The sequence below is a fragment of the Oxalicibacterium flavum genome (assembly GCF_014635065.1).
In the GTDB taxonomy this organism is placed as follows: domain Bacteria; phylum Pseudomonadota; class Gammaproteobacteria; order Burkholderiales; family Burkholderiaceae_D; genus Oxalicibacterium; species Oxalicibacterium flavum.
The window spans coordinates 241,422-258,851 of record NZ_BMCG01000001.1 but is presented as its reverse complement, the minus strand read 5'-3'; the positions used below and the strand labels follow the sequence as shown (position 1 = coordinate 258,851).

Below are 17,430 nucleotides of genomic sequence, written 5' to 3'. Positions count from 1 at the left end.
AATGGTAATGTTGGGAACATGGTTTTTCTGTGCGTTGACGAACATCGTGCATTGCGGCAAGGCAGGGGCGGCAGACTGTTACCCATCGCACATACTCCGCACGGTGCTCCCGCTAGAGTGGGCGAGCGGTTTCTGCGCGCTGTGGCGCAGGACGCTCCAGATGGAAGGGACGAACTTGAAACAACCGTGGGTCGATGGCAATCGCTTTGCGCTGCTCGAGAATGGCGAGGCGTTCTTCCCTCGTGTTTATGAGGCGATCGCTGCCGCGCGCAAGGATATCCTGCTCGAAACCTTCATCCTGTTCGACGACAAGGTGGGCCGCGATCTGCAGCAGGCTTTGGCCGATGCCGCGCGCCGTGGCGTGCAGGTCGATATGACCATCGATGGCTGGGGCTCGCCCGACCTGTCGCCGGAATTCATCGCGCAACTGACCGATGCCGGCGTGCGCGTGCATGTCTTTGACCCGGCGCCCGGCATCATGCGCCGCATCCATCTGTTTCGCCGCCTGCACCGCAAGCTGATCGTGATCGACGGCGAGACTGCCTTTATCGGCGGCATCAATTTCTCGGCCGATCATCTGGCGGACTTCGGGCCGGAGGCCAAGCAGGACTATGCGGTCGAGGTGCACGGGCCGGTGGTCGAACACATGTACCAGTTTGCACAGGCTGCCGTCGGCAAGCGCCGCGAACGGCGGCGCTGGTTCCGCAGGCGGGCCGCGCCGCTGCCCGGCGAATCGACGCGCGGTGCGGTGGCCGCCTTTGTCTGGCGCGACAACCAGAATCACAGCAACGATATCGAACGTCACTACCGGCTGGCGATCCGGCTTGCGCAACGGCGCATCGTGATCGCCAACGCCTATTTTTTCCCTGGTTACGCCTTCATCAAGTCGCTGCGCAAGGCGGCGCGGCGCGGCGTGGATGTTTCCCTGATCCTGCAGGGCAATCCGGACATGCCGATCGTGCAGTATGCAGCCAGCATGCTGTACCACCATCTGCTGAGCGCGGGCGTGAAGATCCATGAATATTGCGACCGGCCCCTGCATGGCAAGGTGGCGCTGATCGACGATGAATGGGCCACGGTCGGCTCCAGCAATCTCGATCCACTGAGCCTTTCCCTCAACCTCGAGGCAAATGTGATGATTCGCGACCGGTCATTCAATGCCGAACTGAACAGCAGCCTGGAGCGGCTGATGCGCGAAAGCTGTCGGCAGGTGGCGATCGAGGACATCAAGGAGCCGACATGGTGGCGGCTGGTGCGCAGCTTTGTCGTGTTCCACATCCTGCGCCGCTATCCGTTGTGGGCCGGCTGGCTGCCTGCGCATGCGCCGTCGTTGCAGGCGGCGCAGCAGATGCAGGCCGATACCGCGGTCGGGCAGACGGAGCGGGAAGCCTGATGGCGAAATCTGCGCATGCACCGGCAGCCCTGAAGAAGGGGCAGGGCATGCGCATGCGGGAGCGGGCATGGTGGCCATGGGCCATGCGCGCACTCAAGCTGGCCTTCTTCGTCGGCGTCAGCTGGCTGATCGTCTCGCATGCGCGCACCATCGACTGGCAGGAGGTGTTCGGCACCTTGAAGGAACGTTCGCTTCTGGCGTTGTGGCCGGCGATCGTGCTGGCGCTGGCCAGTCATGCGCTGTACGGATGCTTCGATCTTCTCGGAAGATATCTGGTCGGCCATGCGCTGCGCGTGCGGCAGGTGATCGCGGTGACCATGGTCAGCTATGCCTTCAATCTGAATCTGGGATCGCTGGTCGGCGGGGTGGCGTTTCGCTACCGGCTGTATTCGCGCCTCGGGCTGGATGCGGGCACCATCACGCGCGTGGTCGCCACCAGCATGGCGACCAACTGGCTGGGTTATCTGCTGCTGGCCGGCGCCTTGTTCTGGTTTCATCCCCTGGCCTTGCCGCCGAGCTGGAAGATCGATATGGCGCAACTGCATCTGCTCGGCATTCCGCTAATTGCCACGGTGCTCGGCTATCTGGTGCTGTGCGCCGCGCGCGGCGGCAGGAGCCTGTCGCTACGCGGACATGAAGTGAGCCTGCCGTCGCTGCGCTTCGGTCTGCTGCAACTGCTCATGTCGTGCGCCAACTGGCTGCTGATGGGGGTAACGGTATGGCTGCTGCTGCAGCAGAAGATCGCCTATGTCGATGTGCTGAGCGTGCTGTTGCTGGCCGCGATCGCAGGCGTGATCACGCATGTGCCGGCCGGTCTGGGTGTGATCGAGGCGGTATTCGTTGCCTTGCTCGCGCATCGCCTGCCGGCCAGCGAACTGCTGGCCGGGCTGTTGCTGTATCGGACCTTTTACTACTTCGTTCCGCTCGGCCTGGCGACGATCGCCTATCTGTTCATGGAGGCGAAGTGGCGCCGGCAGTCGCAGCATCAGTCACAGCATCATATGGATTCGCCTTCAAGCGCATGAGTGCGTTGGGTACCTTGCCGTGCGTCAGCACTGCCTGCGGCCCCCGTCTTGTTCTGCGCCTGATGGCAACGCCGTATCAATCAAGCGGCGGACATTGATCGGCCAGCAGCTTTTGCAGCAATGCGGCGAGCTGGTTCTGTTCGCTTTTGCTCAGCGCGCGCACGATGCCTTTCTGGTTCTGCACATGCGCGCCTATCATTTCTTCAATCAATGCCAGGCCGCTTGCCGTCAGGGACACCAGCGAACCGCGGCCGTCGGTCGGGTGCGCGCTGCGACTGACGAGTCCGGCCTTTTCCAGCCGCTCGATGCGATTGGTCATGCTGCCGGATGAAATCATGGCGGTGTTGTAGAGCGCCGTCGGTGTCAGCGCGTAGGGTGCGCCGCTGCGGCGCAGGGTGGCAAGCACATCGAATTCGCCAGGCTGCAGGCCGTATTCCGCAAACAGCGGATTGAGCTTGTCGCGCGAGATGACGAGCGCGGTCTCCTGCAGGCGTCCCAGCAGGATCATCGGGCCGGTGTCGATGTCGGGGCGTTCCTTGCGCCATTGTCCGGCGGCTTTTTCTGCTCTGTCCAATTGCATCATCCTTCAAGTATCTCTATGTAGAGATATTTTTGCTATACTATCTCGACGTCAAGATACTTTATCTTTTTCGCGTTCCTTCTTCAAGATCATTCATGTCCGTTTCCCGTTCCTCGCTGGCGCTGTTTTCGATTGCGATCGTCGCCATCGGCCTCAACCTGCGTCCGGTGCTCGCCACCATCGGTCCGCTGCTGGACCAGATCCAGGCACAGACCGGTGTCAGCGATACCGCCGCCAGCCTGCTGACGACGATGCCGGTGGTGCTGATGGGTGTGTGCGGTCTGCTGGCCGCGCAGTTGCGGCGCGTGCTTGGCGCCGGGCGCGGCATCCTGCTCGGGCTGCTGGTGATCGCGGTGGCTTGTCTGGCGCGCGCGATCGAACCGGGCAGCACGAGCCTGCTGCTGACGGCGTTTGCGGCCGGACTCGGTATCGCGGTGGTGCAGGCGCTGCTGCCGATCTTCATCCGCCTGCGCTATGCGAACAAGGCGGGGCGTGCGATGGGCATCTATACCACGGCCATCATGGGTGGCGCGCTGATCGCCGGCATCAGCGCGCCGGTGCTGGCCGAGCATTTCGACTGGACCGTCGCGCTGTCGATCTGGGGCGTGCCGGCGGTGCTGGCGGCGCTGCTGTGGCGCGTGATCTGTCCGCCGGAACCGGTGTCGGTGCCGTCCCGCGCAGGTCTCGCCCTCGCTGCTGCGCCTGCCGCGTGCCTGGCTGCTGATGGTGTTCTTCGGACTGGGCACCGGCGCCTATGCGCTGGTGCTGGCCTGGCTGCCGCCTTATTACACGGGCCTGGGCTGGTCGCCGGCCGAGGCCGGCACGCTGCTCGGTTTGGTGACGCTGTCCGAGGTCACGGTGGGGCTGGCGGTATCGGCGTGGATAGATCGCTTGCGCGACCGCCGCATCGCGCTGCATGCGGCAGCCGCCTCGCTGCTGTGCGCGCTGGTGCTGCTGATCGCGGTACCGTTGTCCGCCGCGTGGCCGATGGCGGTGCTGCTCGGCTGCGGCATCGGTGCGCTGTTCCCGCTGTCGCTGATCGTGGCGATGGATCATGCCGACACGCCGCAGCGCGCCGGCGAGATCGTCGCCTTCGCGCAGGGCGGCGGCTATGTGATCGCTGCGTTGTTCCCGTTTATCGCCGGACTGGTGCGCGAGCATTCTTCCGACCTGACCGGCGCCTGGATCTTCATGGCGGTGGCAACACTGGCGATCTTTGCGATTGCGCAGCGTTTCGCGCCGGCCGACTGTCATCTCCATCCCCGTCATTGAGCGATACAGCATGTCTTCTTCCCCTTCTGCAAACCAACCAACCGCCACCGGACTGCCGGCTTCGGCCCTGCTGCTGATGGCGATCGCCTGCGGCCTGTGCGCGGGCGGCAACTACTTCAACCAGCCGCTGCTGCATTCGATCGCGGCCGCCTTCTCGGTCAGCGACGCGACGGCGGCACTGACCGTGACGGTGGCGCAGGCTGCCTATGGCTGCGGTCTGCTGTTCCTGGTGCCGCTGGGCGACAAGTTCGAGCGGCGCGGGCTGGTGGTGGGCCTGATGGTGCTGGCTGCCATCGGTCATTTCATCAGCGGTTTCACCAGCAATATCAGTCTCCTGTTTGCGGGCATCGTGATCGCCGGCCTGTTTTCGGTGGCAGCGCAGATTCTGGTGCCGATGGCGGCGACGCTGTCGGAACCGTCACGCAGCGGTCGTGCCGTGGGTATCGTGATGAGCGGACTGTTGATCGGCATCCTGGCTGCGCGCAGCGTGGCGGGTGTGCTGTCCGAGATTGCGGGATGGCATACGGTCTATCGCGTATCCGGCGTCATCATGCTGCTGGTGGCGCTGGCACTGTGGCGCATCCTGCCGCGTTCGCGCAACCCGGTGCAGCTCGGCTATTTGCCTATCCTGCTGTCGATGGGCACGCTGATCCGCGACCTGCCGCGTCTGCGCAGCCGCTCGCTGATCAGCGCGCTGGCGTTCGCTTCGGTCAGTGCGCTGTTTTCGACAATGGCGCTGCTGCTGTCCGGTCCGCAGTACGGCTTGAACGACATGCAGATCGGGCTGGTGGGTCTGATCGGCGTGGCCGGCGCGTTGATGGCAAATGCGGCGGGGCGGCTGGGCGACCGAGGCTGGGCGCACGAGACCAGTGTGGCATGCGTGTTGCTGCTGTTCGTCAGCTGGGGTTGCCTGTGGCTGGGAGAAAGCAGCCTGGTATGGTTTCTGATCGGGCTGCTGGTCATCGATCTGGGACTGCAGGGTTTGCACCTCAGCAATCAGCAGATCGTCTATGCGTTGATGCCGGAGGCGCGCGCCCGCATCAATGCGGTCTATATGACCGTGTATTTCATCGGCGCCGCGCTGGGGTCGGCCATGGGTTCGCTGGCATGGAACCTGGGCGGCTGGGCCGCCATCTGCGTGACGGGCGTGGTGCTGGCATTGCTGACGGGACTTGCGTTGTGGTACGACCATTGCCTGGGCAGGACAGGGGGTTGACATAGCGGGGAACTTCCGGGGAATCGAGCAGTCCACTTTGGTCATCGCCTGTTCTCCCCGTTTGAATGCGCGTTTCCGTTTCACCCTGTCGGCATGGTCGGCGCAGTCCATTTTCACGATGAACGATATAGTCCGTCGCCGCTGGGAGCTCGACGCTCTGCGCGGCCTGATGCTGGTCCTGATGTTTGCGACCCATCTTCCCACCCGTTACAGCATTGGTCTGGGACAACCCTTCGGTTTCGTTTCCGCAGCCGAAGGCTTCGTCATGCTGTCGGCCTTCATGGCCGGCATGATCAACACGCGCAAGGCCGATCGCAACGGCATTCCGGCCATGCGCCAGGCCTTCCTGATCCGTGCGCTGAAGGTCTATGGCTGCCACGTCGCCTGCCTGCTGCTGCTGTTCACGCTGATCGCCGCGCTTGGCCTCAAGTTCGGCCAGCCGGGCCTGACCAACCTGATCGGCTTCTATCTCAATAATCCGCTGACCGGCCTGCTGTCGGGAATGGCCCTGATCTACAACCCGCCGCTGCTCGACATCCTGCCGCTGTACGTGGTGCTGCTGCTGGTCAGTCCCTTCATCCTGTCGCACGGGTTGCAGCACGGCTGGCGCGGCATCTTCATCGTCAGCGGGCTGTTGTGGCTGGCGGCGCAGTTCCACCTGTCGGAAGGACTCTATACGCTGCTGGTGGCGGCGACCGGCCTGAGCGTACCGTTCAAGGAAACCGGCGCGTTCGAAACCTATGCCTGGCAATTCCTGTGGGTATTCGGCCTGTGGCTGGGCAGCATGGATGCCAAGGGCGCATTGCGCGACCGCAAGCCGTTCCCGCAGCCGCTGGTGCTGTCGTCGCTGGCGCTGGTGCTGGCGTTCTTTGCATGGCGCCACATCGTCGGCCAGGTGCCCGTTCCCGGCAACGAATTCATCAATTCGCTGCAGGACAAATGGTTCCTGGGGCCGATGCGGCTGCTGAATTTCTTCGCGATGCTGATCGTCGTCATGCATTACGGCGAACGCATCCGTGCCGCGCTGCCGCGCCTGAAGATGTTCGAATCGATGGGCGCGGCCTCGCTGCCGGTGTTCTGCGTGCACCTGATCCTGGTGCTGCTGACGCTGGCGATCCTCGGCGAGAACCTCGACGACCGTCCTGACTGGCAGGACATGCTGCTGCTGGCGGGTGGGCTGTATGCGCTCTATCTGTCGGCGCGCGTGGCGCTTGGCGTCAAGCGCCGCTAACGCTGCCGCCGTTCACGAATAGATGGATGGCGTCGGCACTTCGCCGCTCAATACCCACTGACCTACATCCTTGAGCTTGTAGTCGAGCGAGTCGTGCAGCGTATGCACGCGCACGTTGCGCCAGAAGCGGTCGAAGCCATACCTGGCGGCCGTGGCGCGCGCGCCCATGACCTCGAAGATCCTGGCGGTGATGTCGAGCGCCGCACGCGCCGCCGCGATCTTGGCTTCGTAGATGGAGACGGCCAATACCCCGCGCTCTTCCGCCGTCAATGCATCGCCACGTTCCCATGCCTGCTGCAGATCGCGCGCCGCCGCTTCGGCCAGCGCGATCGCGCCGCGCAGCGCAATGCGCAGGTCGCCGTAGTGCTGTTGCGTGAATGGATCGTCGATGGCGCGCTTGACGCCCGAGGTGAACCATGGGCGGCCTTGCTCGTGCGTGTAGTGCCAGGCGTTGAGCAGCGCACTTTGCGCGTTGCCGATATAGATTTCGATCAGGATCAGTTGCGACACCAGCGTGCGCAACGTGGCGCGCGGTGTGCCGGCGGTGCCCGGCGGACCCAGCACTTCGTTCGGTTCGACGTGCACCTTGTCGAAGGTGACCGAACCGCTGTCGGTCTGGCGCTGGCCGAGGTTGTCCCAGTCGTTGAGCACGGCAACGCCGGCACGGTCGGTCGGGATCGAGATGAACACGCGATCCGCCGGATCGGCCGAGCGCGGCGCCGTCACGTTGAGCATGTCGGAACCCGTCGCGCCCGAGCAGAAGGACTTGATGCCGTTGAGTTCGAAATGCGCGGGATCGTCGCCGTCGGCTTCGCGCCAGGTCAGCGTGGTGCGATTGTCGAGACCGTTGGTGGCATTGCCCCAGAACCAATTTTCGCTGACGGTCTTGCCCAGATAGAGCGCCTTCTGCTCGGGATTGCCGAACAGGTTGACGCTGGCGACCTGCAGATGCTGGAAGCCGAACAGATGTGCGAGCGAGCTGTCTGCTTCGGCGAAGCGGCGGATGATCCGATAGATCGTCGGCCATGGCACTTCGGGACCGCCGAAGGCGGCGGGCACGGCCAGCTTGAGCAGGCCGCTGTCGCGCAGCACCTGGCGCTCAGTCCATGCGGTGCCGCCCTGGCGGTCGCGTTCGACGGTGGTGGCCGCGAGTGCGGCGGCAGTCTTTTCCACCGCCTCGGTCCATGGGCCGAAGTCGCGTTGCACCAGGTGTGCCGGTGTGATGACGGCGTCCGCTTGTGGCGGCTCGCCGAGTTTCAGTAGTTGGCCCATGACGGCTTCAATCCTTTCTGCGTTGAATCAGGTGTTGCGGCGGCAGTGTTCAGAGCAGCGTCAGAACAACGGCACGTTGGTGGCATCGACTTTCTTCGGCAGCAGGCCGGCAGCGAAGAAGGCATCGGCGATCTTCTGCTGTTCGAGGATATTGTCGGGTTGCGCGCTGCGCACCGCATAGCTGCGGCGGCCATTGGCCTGTTCGACGGTGGCGGCGTCCAGACCCCAGACCGGTGCCAGCAGGGCGGCGGCTTCCTGTGGCGACTGCTTGACCCATTTGCCGGTTTCCTGCAGCGAATCGACGATGGTCTTGATCACGTCAGGACGCGCCTTGGCGAACGGCGTGGAGGCCAGGTAGTAGCGCTGGTAGCTCGCCAGATCAGTGCCGTCAGCCAGCACGCGCACCTTGGACTGGCGCTCGACGGCCGACAGGAACGGGTCCCAGATCACCCAGGCATCGATCGAATTGCGCTCGAAGGCGGCGCGGCCGTCGGCCGGTGCCAGATAGGCCTGCTGCACGTCCTTGAGCGAAAGACCGGCTTTCTCGAGCGCGGCGATCAAGAGGTAGTGCGCGCCGGCTGCCTTGGCGAAGCCGATGCGCTTGCCGCGCAGATCGGCCACGGTCTTGATCGGCGAATCGGCCTTCACCACGATCGCCTGCGCGGTCGGCGACGGCGCTTCCTGCGCGATGAAGGTCAGCTGCGCACCGGCGGCCTGGGCGAAGATCGGGACCGTGTCGGCGACGTCGGCCGAGACATCGACCGCGCCGACATTGAGCGCCTCGAGCAGCGGCAGGCCGCTTGCGAATTCATGCCAGGTCACCTTGACGCCGAGCGCGCCGAGTTTCTGTTCCAGCGTGGCGCGCGTCTTGAGCACGGTGATCAGCGTCGATGATTTCTGATAGCCGATGCGCACGGTGTCCGGTGCCTTCTGCGCATGCGCGCTGGTGCTCAGTGCGAGCGGTGCGAGGGCCAGCAGCGACAGCAGGGTGCGGCGCAGGTTGAGCTTGGTCTTCATGTGTTCTCCCTTGTGAAAATGATGGATGTCGTGTGTGGCTCGGCGGTTCAGATCGCGTGTATCGCTTCGAGCGCGTCGAGAATGCGGTCGCGTGTGCGCGCCAGTGCATCGTCGTGACGGCTGCGCGGGCGCGCGGTCGCTACGTGCAGGTCGTCGGTGATCTCGCCCTGGCCCATGACCAGCACGCGGTCGCTCAGATAGGCGGCCTCGTCGATGTCGTGCGTGACCAGCAGCACCGCGAAGCCGTGCTGCGCCGCCAGCGCCAGCAGCAGGTTCTGCAGCCGCATGCGGGTGAAGGCGTCAACCGCCGAGAACGGTTCGTCGAGCAGCAGCAGGCGCGGCTGGTTGAACAGGCCGCGCGCGATCGCCGCACGCTGCGCCATGCCGCCCGACAGCTGCTTGGGCAGCGCGTCGATGGCATCGAGCAGGCCGACTTCCTGCAGCAGGCTGCGAATGCGCGGATCGGCATTGGCCGCGCCGTGGCTGTCGCGATTGAAGCCGACGTTGTCGGCCACCGTCAGCCATGGCAGCAGGCGCGGTTCCTGAAAGATCAGGCCGATGTGCGGCGATACGCCCGCCAGCGGCTGGCCGTCGAGCGCGATGCGGCCGTCGAAGCGGCGGTCGAGTCCGGCGATCAGGCGCAGCAGCGTGCTCTTGCCGCAGCCGGACTTGCCGACCAGGCTCACCACTTCGCCGGCGTTCAGCGACAGCGAGACGTCATGCAGCACGACGCGCTGGTCGAAGCGCTTGTCGCGGATATGGAGATCGAGCAGGGCGGTCATGTGTTCCTCAGGCGGCGCGCGTGGCGAGCGAATCGGACCAGGCGAGTTTGCGCACTTCGAGCCACTTGAGCAGGCTGTCGCTGAGCTTGCCGAGCACGGCCAGCAGCAGGATCGCGGCCAGCACCACGTCGGGACGGCTGGTCTCGCGACCGTCGGTCAGCAGGTAGCCGATGCCGCGCGTGGCGGCGATCAGTTCGGCCGCGACCAGGAACATCCATGCCAGCGACAGGCCGTTGCGCAAGCCGGTGAACAGGCTCGGCAGCGCGGCCGGCAGCACGATGCGGCGCGCCAGCGCGAGCGCCGACAGGCCGTACATCTCGCCGAGCTCGACCAGCTTGCGGTCCACGTTGCGGATGCCGGAGACCAGTCCCAGATAGATCGGGAAGAAGGCGCCGATGGCGATCAGGATCACCTTGGGCGTCTCGTCGATGCCGAACCAGAGCAGCAGCAGCGGCACCCAGGCCAGGCTCGGGATCGCGCGCAGGGCCTGGAAGGTCGGTTCGAAGAAGGCTTCGGCATGGCGGCTCAGACCGACCACGAGGCCGAACAGCACGGCCAGCGCGGCACCGATGCCGTAGCCGGCCAGCACGCGCGCGCTGCTGGCGCCGACGTGACTCCACAGGCCCTGGTCGGCCAGTGCCGACAGCGTCTGCACGATCTCCGAAGGTGGCGGCAGCAGGCGCGCCTCTATCCAGCCCAGGCGCGCGGCGACCTCGACAAAGCCGAGTGCGGCGAGCGGCAGTATCCAGCCCAGCAAGCCGAGGCGTTGCCTGCCGGCCCTGGCCGGCAGCGGTTTTGCTGCAGCAGAAACGGCGGGCGTGCGACTGGCTGGCTCGGCCGCGTGTGCATCGGCAAACGGAGAAAGCGAGGCGGACTGGCTGCGGGTCATGGACACTCCTGCGGGAAGGATGGGGTTGCGTCAGGCAGCCTTGACGGCGATGCCCTGCACGAAGCGCGTATCGATAAGATCGGCCACCACCTTGTTGACGTCGGTGCCGCGCTTGACGAGGTCTTCCTGCAGCAGAATCGGCGCGGCTGCCTGCAGCGCATCGCGATGCTCGCGGCCGATGACCGGGTTGGAGAAGTCGGTGCGATTGAGCTGCACCTTGGCGACCGCCAGCGAAATCTTGGCTTCCTCGGCCTGAATCTGCGAGGCTTCCTTCGGATTGGCGAGTACCCACAGGCGCGCGCGCTCGTAGGCGGCAATCACCTGTCGGACCTGTTCCGGATATTTATTGGCAAAGCTTTCCGTCACGTTGAGGAAGCCGTAGGTATTGAAGTTCACGTTGCGGTACAGCAGGCGCGAATTGGCCTGCAGTTCGCTGGCAGCCATGTGCGGATCGAGTCCGGCCCAGGCGTCAACGCGGCCGCTTTCTAGCGCCGCGCGGCCGTCCGGATGCTGGAGATGGACGATCTCGACGTCGTTCTTGCGCAGACCATGCACCTGCAATGCGCGCAGCAGGAACAGGTAGGGATCGGTGCCCTTGGTGGCGGCGACCTTCTTGCCCTTGAGTTCCCTGACCGACTTGATCGGCGAATCCTTGCCGACCAGCAGCGCGGTCCACTCGGGACGCGAATAGACATAGACGCTCTTGATCGGATTGCCGTTGGCGCGCGACAGCACGGCGGCCAGGCCGGCGGTGCTGCCGAAGTCGATGCTGTTGGCGCTCAGGTATTCGAGTGCGCGATTGCTGCCTTGCGACAGCGTCCATTTGACGCCGATACCGGACGGCTTCAGCGCTTCCTCGAGCCAGCCGAACTTCTTCAGCACCAGGCTGGTCGGCGAATAGTAGGCGTAGTCGAGCCGGACTTCCTGCGGCGCGGCGGCCGCATGGCCGCGCAGCGGCAGCGTGCCGGCGAGGCCGGCGATGGTCAGGAAGGAAGAGTGCTTGACGAATGTTCTGCGATCCATTTTTGTTCTGTGCCTTTGCTTGTTTTTGCGCGAGCCCGCCTGTCATGAAAAAGCGGCTGGAGACGTCATTGCGACGCGAGGAGGAAAGGGTAGCGATTCGCCTTGTGCAAAGGAACGAATCTCTTCGCGCATGCTTGTGCGTTTTTCGCATAAGTCGTTTGCGGTATATGCTCATGTGAAAAACGCAGATCGCGGCACGGCAATAACCACGGCTGCGGCAGGGGCTTCATTGCGGAAGGAGCCCCGGATGTTTCATGCTTCCACTTCATTCCAAGGAGACCCATGATGACCACCCGTATCGAACGCGATACCTTCGGCCCCATCGACGTCGATGCCGCGCGCCTGTGGGGCGCGCAGACGCAGCGCTCGCTGCATCACTTCCACATCTCCACCGAGCGCATGCCGCCCGAGCTGATCACCGCGCTGGCAGAGGTCAAGCGCGCCGCGGCGCTGGTCAACAAGGAACTCGGCAAGCTCGACGCGAAGAAGGCCGACGCCATCGTGCAGGCGGCCGATGAGGTGATCGTCGGCCGCCACCCGGACGAATTCCCGCTGGCGATCTGGCAGACCGGTTCGGGCACGCAGAGCAACATGAACATGAACGAGGTGCTCGCCAATCGCGGCTCCGAGCTGCTGGGCGGCGAGCGCGGCGAGCAGCGCCTGATCCATCCGAACGACCAGGTCAACCTCGGGCAGTCATCCAACGATATCTTCCCGACCGCGATCTACGTGGCGGCTGCACTGGCGGTCGAAAAACTGCTGCCGGCATTGCGCGGCCTGCGCGCGACGCTGGATGCCAAGGCCGCAGAGTTCGCCGACATCGTCAAGATCGGCCGCACCCATCTGCAGGACGCCACGCCGCTGACGCTGGGGCAGGAGTTCTCGGGCCACGTGGCCCAGCTCGATCACGCGGAGAAGGTCATCGTCGCGCTGCTGCCGTCGCTGCACGAGCTCGCGGTTGGCGGCACCGCTGTGGGCACCGGTCTGAACACGCATCCGGAATTCGGTGCGCGCGTGGCGCAGGAACTGGAAGGCCGTACCGGCGTGCCGTTCCGCAGCGCCGACAACAAGTTCGCGGCACTGGCCGCGCATGACGGGCTGGTGGCCGTGCACGGTGGCCTGAAGACGCTGGCAGCGGCCATGATGAAGATCGCCAACGACGTGCGCTGGCTGGCGTCAGGCCCGCGTTCCGGGCTGGGCGAACTGTCGATTCCGGAAAACGAACCGGGCAGCTCGATCATGCCGGGCAAGGTCAATCCGACCCAGAGCGAGGCCGTCACCATGCTGTGCTGCCAAGTGTTCGGCAACGACGTGGCGCTGAATCTCGGCGGCGCCTCGGGCAACTTCGAGCTCAACGTCTTCAAGCCGCTGCTGGCGCACAACTTCCTGCAGAGCGCACGGCTGCTGACGGATGGCATCCGCAGTTTCGACGAGCATTGCGCGCGCGGCATCGTCGCCAATCGCGCGCGCATTGCCGATCTGATGGAGCGTTCGCTGATGCTGGTGACGGCGCTGGCGCCGCACATCGGCTACGACAAGGCGGCGCAGATCGCGAAGACCGCGCACAAGGAAGGGGGCAATCTGAAGGAAACCGCGATCGCCTCGGGCTGGGTCAGCGCCGAGGACTTCGACCGCTGGGTGCAGCCGCGCGACATGATCCATCCGGGCTGAAGCCCGTCGGGCGGCGCGGCAGGAAGTTTCAGCCTGCGCGGTCGCGCGCCTGCAGCAGGTGGGTCACGGCCAGCAGCATCAACGCGCCGCCGACGGCGCAGAACACATCGCCTTCGTCGAACAGGCGTACCGCGGCAGGCGCGGCTTCGAACACGGGGCCGAGCAGCCAGCCGCCGAGCACGGCACCGGAAATGCCGGCAGTCAGGTCGAGGATCAGCGCGGTGCCGTCGCTGGCGGTCAGGAAGGCCAGCAGGCCGCTGACGATCAGGCCGGTGGCAATACAGAAGAGCAGGGTCATGGCAGCCTCTTCATGTGGTCATTGGTTGCATTTCGAAAAAAGCCCCGGCGCGCAGCCAGGGCTTTCTCATGCGTCAGGTCCGATCAGCGCTTGGCGTTGGCGGCGCCGATGCAGCGCGATTTCTCTTCACCGGAGAGCGCGTCGCATTTTTCCTTTTCAGCCTTCACTTCGGCGTCGCGCTTGTCCTTGGCGGCATCCTGCTTGGCATCGGTGATTTTCTTGCCGGCCTTGGCGTCGGCTACGGCTGCTTCATGGGTAGCCTTGGCTTCCTTCTCGCAGACGTCCTTGGCGTTGCCGCTCAGGTCATCGCATTTTTCCTTGGCCAGCTTGTATTCGGCATCGGCCACATCCTTGTGTGCTTTTTCGGTGGCCTTGGGCGTGCCTTTGTAGGCGGCTTCAGCCTCGGCTACGGTCTTGGTGTGCGCGACCTTGGCTTCGGCTTCGCAGATATCCTTGGCGTTGCCGCTGTGGCTGTCGCAGGCTTTCTTGGCTGCCTTGTGATCGGCATCCGCGCGATCCTTCACGGCGTCGTATTCGGCCTTGGTGGTCTTGGTGGCGGTGTCTGCGTGCGACGAAGCCATGAAGCCGAAGCTGGCGGAAGCGATGATGAGCATGGAGAGCGTTTTTTTCATGATGGTTTTCCTTTTTTTGATGTGAATGAACGTGTGTTGGTGAACAGGGATTAGCGATAACGCGGATCGTCGCGATTGCGGTCTTCGAAGTCCTTGATCTGCTTTTCGGCTTCGTCCTTGCTGACGCCGTAAGCTTCCTGGATCTTGCCGGCGAGCTGATCGCGTTTGCCGGCAATGACGTCCAGATGGTCGTCGGTGAGTTTGCCCCATTGTTCCTTGACGTTGCCTTTGAGTTGCTTCCAGTTGCCTTCGATAACGTCCCAGTTCATACGATTCTCCTTCAAGCGTTTTTTGAATGCGGCAAAGTGCCTGCATCCTTCTAGGCAATCCCTGTGCCAGATTTTTTTCTTTTAAAAATCAATGACTTATATTTTTGTTCTTGTTTTTGTGTAAATATTCCAGCAAGGATTGCAAACGCTACATGTGAGAAAAGCGGAGAGCCGATGAAAGACAAGGAGAGGGCGCCGGTCGGTGCAGTGGAAGGTTCCGGCGGTGGGTTTCCGGATTCGATGCCGCTCGAAAAAGCGGTGTCGGCCTGCCATGTTTTCCCGCCGGCATTTACTTGCTTTCCTACATCCTGATCAGTAGTCGGCCTATACGAGCGGACGTTTTGCCGCTGTTACGATCATGCGGGTGCACAGGCGTTCTGCCGTCGTTCCGCACGCGGGGCGATCAGTGAAATTTCAAGGAGAATCCAGATGGGTAAATACTTTATTGCGTGGCTGCTCGGCGTTCCCGCCTTTGTCCTGGTGCTCATCTATCTTATTTTCTGATTCACCGAAGTCGCATGAAGAAAAGCCCGCTGATGCGGGCTTTTCGTTTGGGGCGGATGGAACCATGCGGACGATTCTTTTTCTGAGTGGAAGTGTCGTTGCGAATGTGCGGTCGTATCCGGTTCTGGCGTGGAAAAATGACGGCAGAATCAGATGCATCGCCGTGCCAAAAAGTGCAGAATAGGGCCGATCGGACCGTTCCCCTGAATGCCGCCCTGCCACCGCTGCATGTGCGTACCAGAAGTCGTCGCGCACTGCATTGAACAGGCACGGCGATTGAGCTCAACCCGGAGTTTTTCATGTTCCGATTCATCGGATATCGCGCGTTGCCCGCGCCCCTGCTGTCGGCCTGCTTTCTCGCACTGGTGGGGTTGATCGCCATCGTCAACGGCCAGCAGAATTACTGGATACTCGATTTTCGGGTAGCCGACTTCGTGCCCATGCCGGCGCATACCGGGCTGGTGTTCGTGTTTGTCAGCATGGCGCTGGCGCTGCGGTCCTTGCGCTTCCCCAGCCGCATCATGAAAACGGCGGCAGCGATGCTGGCATCCATTTTCTCGGTGGCGGTGATTGCGGCGGGCGTGCTGGCGCTGCTGCGCCAACTCTTCAATATCGAGCTCGGTGACGACTACGTGATGGCGGGCATGCAGGCGTCGCTGCACGCCTACGACATCATGCCGCTGTCGGCCGCGGGCTTCGTGCTGGCGGGCAGTTGCCTGCTGTTCATCGATTACCGTACGCCGGGCAATCACTATCCGGCCGAATACAGTGCCATCGTTCTCGGCGGCATCATGGGCGTACCGCTGATCGGGCACTTCTATCACGTCATTTCGTTCGCCACCAGCAACGGCCCGCAAGAAGTGACGCCGATCACCTCGATTTCCTTCGTGATCCTGGCGCTCGGCATCCTCGCGGCGCGGCCCACGCACCGCATCATGAGCCTGTGGAACAGCAAGTCGCCGGGCGGTCCGTTGCTGCGCCGCCTGCTGCCCAACAGCCTGCTGCTGCTGGTGATCCTGGACTTTGCCGTCAAGTGGGGCGTTGAGTACGGTTTCTACCAGGCCGACAAGACCTCGCCGCTGCTGATCCTGCTCGCCAGTTCGCTGCTGTTCATCATGTTCTGCCGCACCGCCAGCCTGCTCAACCGCGAGTACGAAGGCCGTCAGCAGGGCGAGGCAGCGCTGGCCGAGAGCAATGCGCTGCTGCGCGCGGTGAGCGACAGCACGCCCGACGCGATCTTCGTCAAGGATGTCACGGGGCGCATCATCTTCGCCAATCCGGCCAAGCTGCGCCTGCTCGACAAGAGCAGCGAAGAGGTGCTCGGTTTCCGCAGCCAGGACTTGTATATCGATCCGCTCGATGCCGAGCGCGTGGCAAGGGAAGACCAGCTTGTGATCGCGAGCGGCGAGGCCAAGGTATTCGAGACCACCACGCATTTCCCGCGCGGTGTGCGCACGCTGCATTCGACCAAGGCGCCGTGGCTCAATGCGCGCGGCGAGATCATGGGGCTGGTCGGCATCAGCACCGACATTACCGAACGCAAGCGCATGGAAGATACGCTGAAGGCGCACGAAACGCAGCTCGAGGCGCTGGTGGCCTCGCGCACCGCCGAGGTCAGCGAACTGATCGGCCACCTCGAAACCACGCGCGAGGAAGAGAAGAAGGCGATCGCGCGCGAACTGCACGACGACCTGGGCTCGGCGCTGACCGCACTCAACATGCATCTGTCGCTGCTGTTCCAGCAGTTGCCGGAAGAACCGAAGTTTACCGATCGCGCGGCCAAGATCCGCACGCTGCTGACCTCGATCACGGGCGCCACGCGGCGCATCCAGAATGGCCTGCGGCCCGACAAGCTCGACGTGTTCGGCATCAAGGTGGCGATCGCGGAGCAGGCGCTGGAGTTCGAGAAGTATTCGGGCATCCACTGCAATGCAAGCCTGCCGGACGATGCGCTGGCCTACGCGCCGCGCGTCGATATCGCGCTGTTCCGCATGGTGCAGGAGTCGCTCAACAATATCGCCAAGCATGCACAGGCATCGCACGTGGATGTGATCCTGGACGATACCGACGATGAGATCGTGCTGACCATCCGCGACGACGGCATCGGCATCGCACCGGATCGCCTGACGGATGTGATGACGCACGGCCTGCGCGGCATGCGCGAGCGCGCCACCTATCTTGGCGGTTCGGTCCGCATCGTCAATGCGAAGGGAGGCGGCACCGTGATCAGCGCGACGATCCCGAAGACGCCGCTCAACTTGCGCGGGGAAGGGGAAGAAGCGGTGACTGCGAATGGCGATGCGGACAGCGCCACCGGCCCGGTATCGGCGGAAACCTAGGTCGGGAAATATCGAGA

Annotated in this window: 17 protein-coding genes and 1 pseudogene; 8 read left to right on the top strand and 10 right to left on the bottom strand. The window is 63.7% G+C overall.

Translation table 11 applies throughout. From position 1 onward, the window contains the following. Positions 1-160 precede the first annotated feature (160 nt). Positions 161-1,393 (top strand): cardiolipin synthase ClsB, encoded by a 1,233-nt coding sequence (clsB, locus tag IEV38_RS01185; protein WP_188394338.1) that lies wholly within the window; start codon positions 161-163, stop codon positions 1,391-1,393. Further along, positions 1,393-2,418 carry a lysylphosphatidylglycerol synthase domain-containing protein gene (locus IEV38_RS01180; RefSeq protein WP_229728489.1) on the top strand — a complete coding sequence of 342 codons (1,026 nt, stop codon included), beginning with the start codon at positions 1,393-1,395 and terminating at the stop codon, positions 2,416-2,418. Before clsB ends, IEV38_RS01180 begins: the two co-directional genes overlap by 1 nt. A gap of 76 nt (positions 2,419-2,494) precedes the next feature. Here the strand turns inward: IEV38_RS01180 and IEV38_RS01175 are convergent, their stop codons facing one another. Further along, on the bottom strand, positions 2,495-2,992 hold the full coding sequence (locus tag IEV38_RS01175) for a MarR family winged helix-turn-helix transcriptional regulator (protein ID WP_188394337.1): 498 nt from the start codon (positions 2,990-2,992) through the stop codon (positions 2,495-2,497). Positions 2,993-3,093: 101 nt separating this feature from the next. Here IEV38_RS01175 and IEV38_RS15340 point away from each other — a divergent pair. From IEV38_RS15340 to opgC, 4 genes and pseudogenes are all read left to right on the top strand, one after another. After that, positions 3,094-3,627: pseudogene (locus IEV38_RS15340) on the top strand (MFS transporter); the annotation flags it as partial. Positions 3,628-3,721: 94 nt separating this feature from the next. Beyond that, entirely contained in the window at positions 3,722-4,270 is a 549-nt protein-coding gene (locus tag IEV38_RS15335; RefSeq protein WP_268234693.1) for an MFS transporter, read from the top strand. 10 nt (positions 4,271-4,280) lie between these two features. Beyond that, the gene (locus IEV38_RS01165) at positions 4,281-5,486 is read left to right on the top strand and encodes an MFS transporter (RefSeq protein WP_188394336.1); all 1,206 of its coding nucleotides are present in this window, start codon (positions 4,281-4,283) and stop codon (positions 5,484-5,486) included. Positions 5,487-5,604: 118 nt separating this feature from the next. Beyond that, positions 5,605-6,717, top strand: a complete 1,113-nt coding sequence (gene opgC / locus IEV38_RS01160; protein ID WP_188394335.1) for an OpgC domain-containing protein — start codon at positions 5,605-5,607, stop codon at positions 6,715-6,717. A gap of 12 nt (positions 6,718-6,729) precedes the next feature. On the opposite strand, the gene IEV38_RS01155 is transcribed toward opgC, so the two are convergent. Genes IEV38_RS01155 through IEV38_RS01135 form a run of 5 tightly spaced genes read right to left on the bottom strand, consistent with a single transcriptional unit; the run spans position 6,730 to position 11,700 of the window. Continuing rightward, a complete protein-coding gene (locus IEV38_RS01155; RefSeq protein WP_188394334.1) occupies positions 6,730-7,989 on the bottom strand; it encodes an acyl-CoA dehydrogenase family protein in 1,260 nt (419 codons plus the stop codon). Positions 7,990-8,049: 60 nt separating this feature from the next. Next, on the bottom strand, positions 8,050-9,006 hold the full coding sequence (locus IEV38_RS01150; RefSeq protein ID WP_188394333.1) for an aliphatic sulfonate ABC transporter substrate-binding protein: 957 nt from the start codon (positions 9,004-9,006) through the stop codon (positions 8,050-8,052). A 47-nt stretch (positions 9,007-9,053) separates the two neighbouring features. Further along, positions 9,054-9,788 (bottom strand): ABC transporter ATP-binding protein, encoded by a 735-nt coding sequence (locus IEV38_RS01145; RefSeq protein WP_188394332.1) that lies wholly within the window; start codon positions 9,786-9,788, stop codon positions 9,054-9,056. Positions 9,789-9,795: 7 nt separating this feature from the next. Beyond that, entirely contained in the window at positions 9,796-10,677 is an 882-nt protein-coding gene (locus tag IEV38_RS01140; protein ID WP_188394331.1) for an ABC transporter permease, read from the bottom strand. Positions 10,678-10,707: 30 nt separating this feature from the next. Then, on the bottom strand, positions 10,708-11,700 hold the full coding sequence (locus IEV38_RS01135; protein ID WP_188394330.1) for an aliphatic sulfonate ABC transporter substrate-binding protein: 993 nt from the start codon (positions 11,698-11,700) through the stop codon (positions 10,708-10,710). Between the two features lie 285 nt (positions 11,701-11,985). Here IEV38_RS01135 and fumC point away from each other — a divergent pair, with 285 nt between their 5' ends. Continuing rightward, the gene (gene fumC, locus IEV38_RS01130) at positions 11,986-13,371 is read left to right on the top strand and encodes a class II fumarate hydratase (RefSeq protein ID WP_188394775.1); all 1,386 of its coding nucleotides are present in this window, start codon (positions 11,986-11,988) and stop codon (positions 13,369-13,371) included. 28 nt (positions 13,372-13,399) lie between these two features. Here fumC and IEV38_RS01125 read toward each other — a convergent pair whose 3' ends face one another. The 4 genes from IEV38_RS01125 to IEV38_RS01110 form a co-directional block, all read right to left on the bottom strand. Then, a complete protein-coding gene (locus tag IEV38_RS01125) occupies positions 13,400-13,669 on the bottom strand; it encodes a GlsB/YeaQ/YmgE family stress response membrane protein (RefSeq protein WP_188394329.1) in 270 nt (89 codons plus the stop codon). An 83-nt stretch (positions 13,670-13,752) separates the two neighbouring features. After that, positions 13,753-14,301, bottom strand: a complete 549-nt coding sequence (locus IEV38_RS01120) for a hypothetical protein (RefSeq protein ID WP_188394328.1) — start codon at positions 14,299-14,301, stop codon at positions 13,753-13,755. A 50-nt stretch (positions 14,302-14,351) separates the two neighbouring features. Further along, entirely contained in the window at positions 14,352-14,570 is a 219-nt protein-coding gene (locus tag IEV38_RS01115; protein ID WP_188394327.1) for a CsbD family protein, read from the bottom strand. Between the two features lie 414 nt (positions 14,571-14,984). Next, positions 14,985-15,233 carry a hypothetical protein gene (locus IEV38_RS01110; protein WP_188394326.1) on the bottom strand — a complete coding sequence of 83 codons (249 nt, stop codon included), beginning with the start codon at positions 15,231-15,233 and terminating at the stop codon, positions 14,985-14,987. A gap of 140 nt (positions 15,234-15,373) precedes the next feature. Here IEV38_RS01110 and IEV38_RS01105 point away from each other — a divergent pair, with 140 nt between their 5' ends. Beyond that, positions 15,374-17,413 carry a PAS domain-containing sensor histidine kinase gene (locus IEV38_RS01105; protein WP_188394325.1) on the top strand — a complete coding sequence of 680 codons (2,040 nt, stop codon included), beginning with the start codon at positions 15,374-15,376 and terminating at the stop codon, positions 17,411-17,413. Positions 17,414-17,430 lie beyond the last annotated feature (17 nt).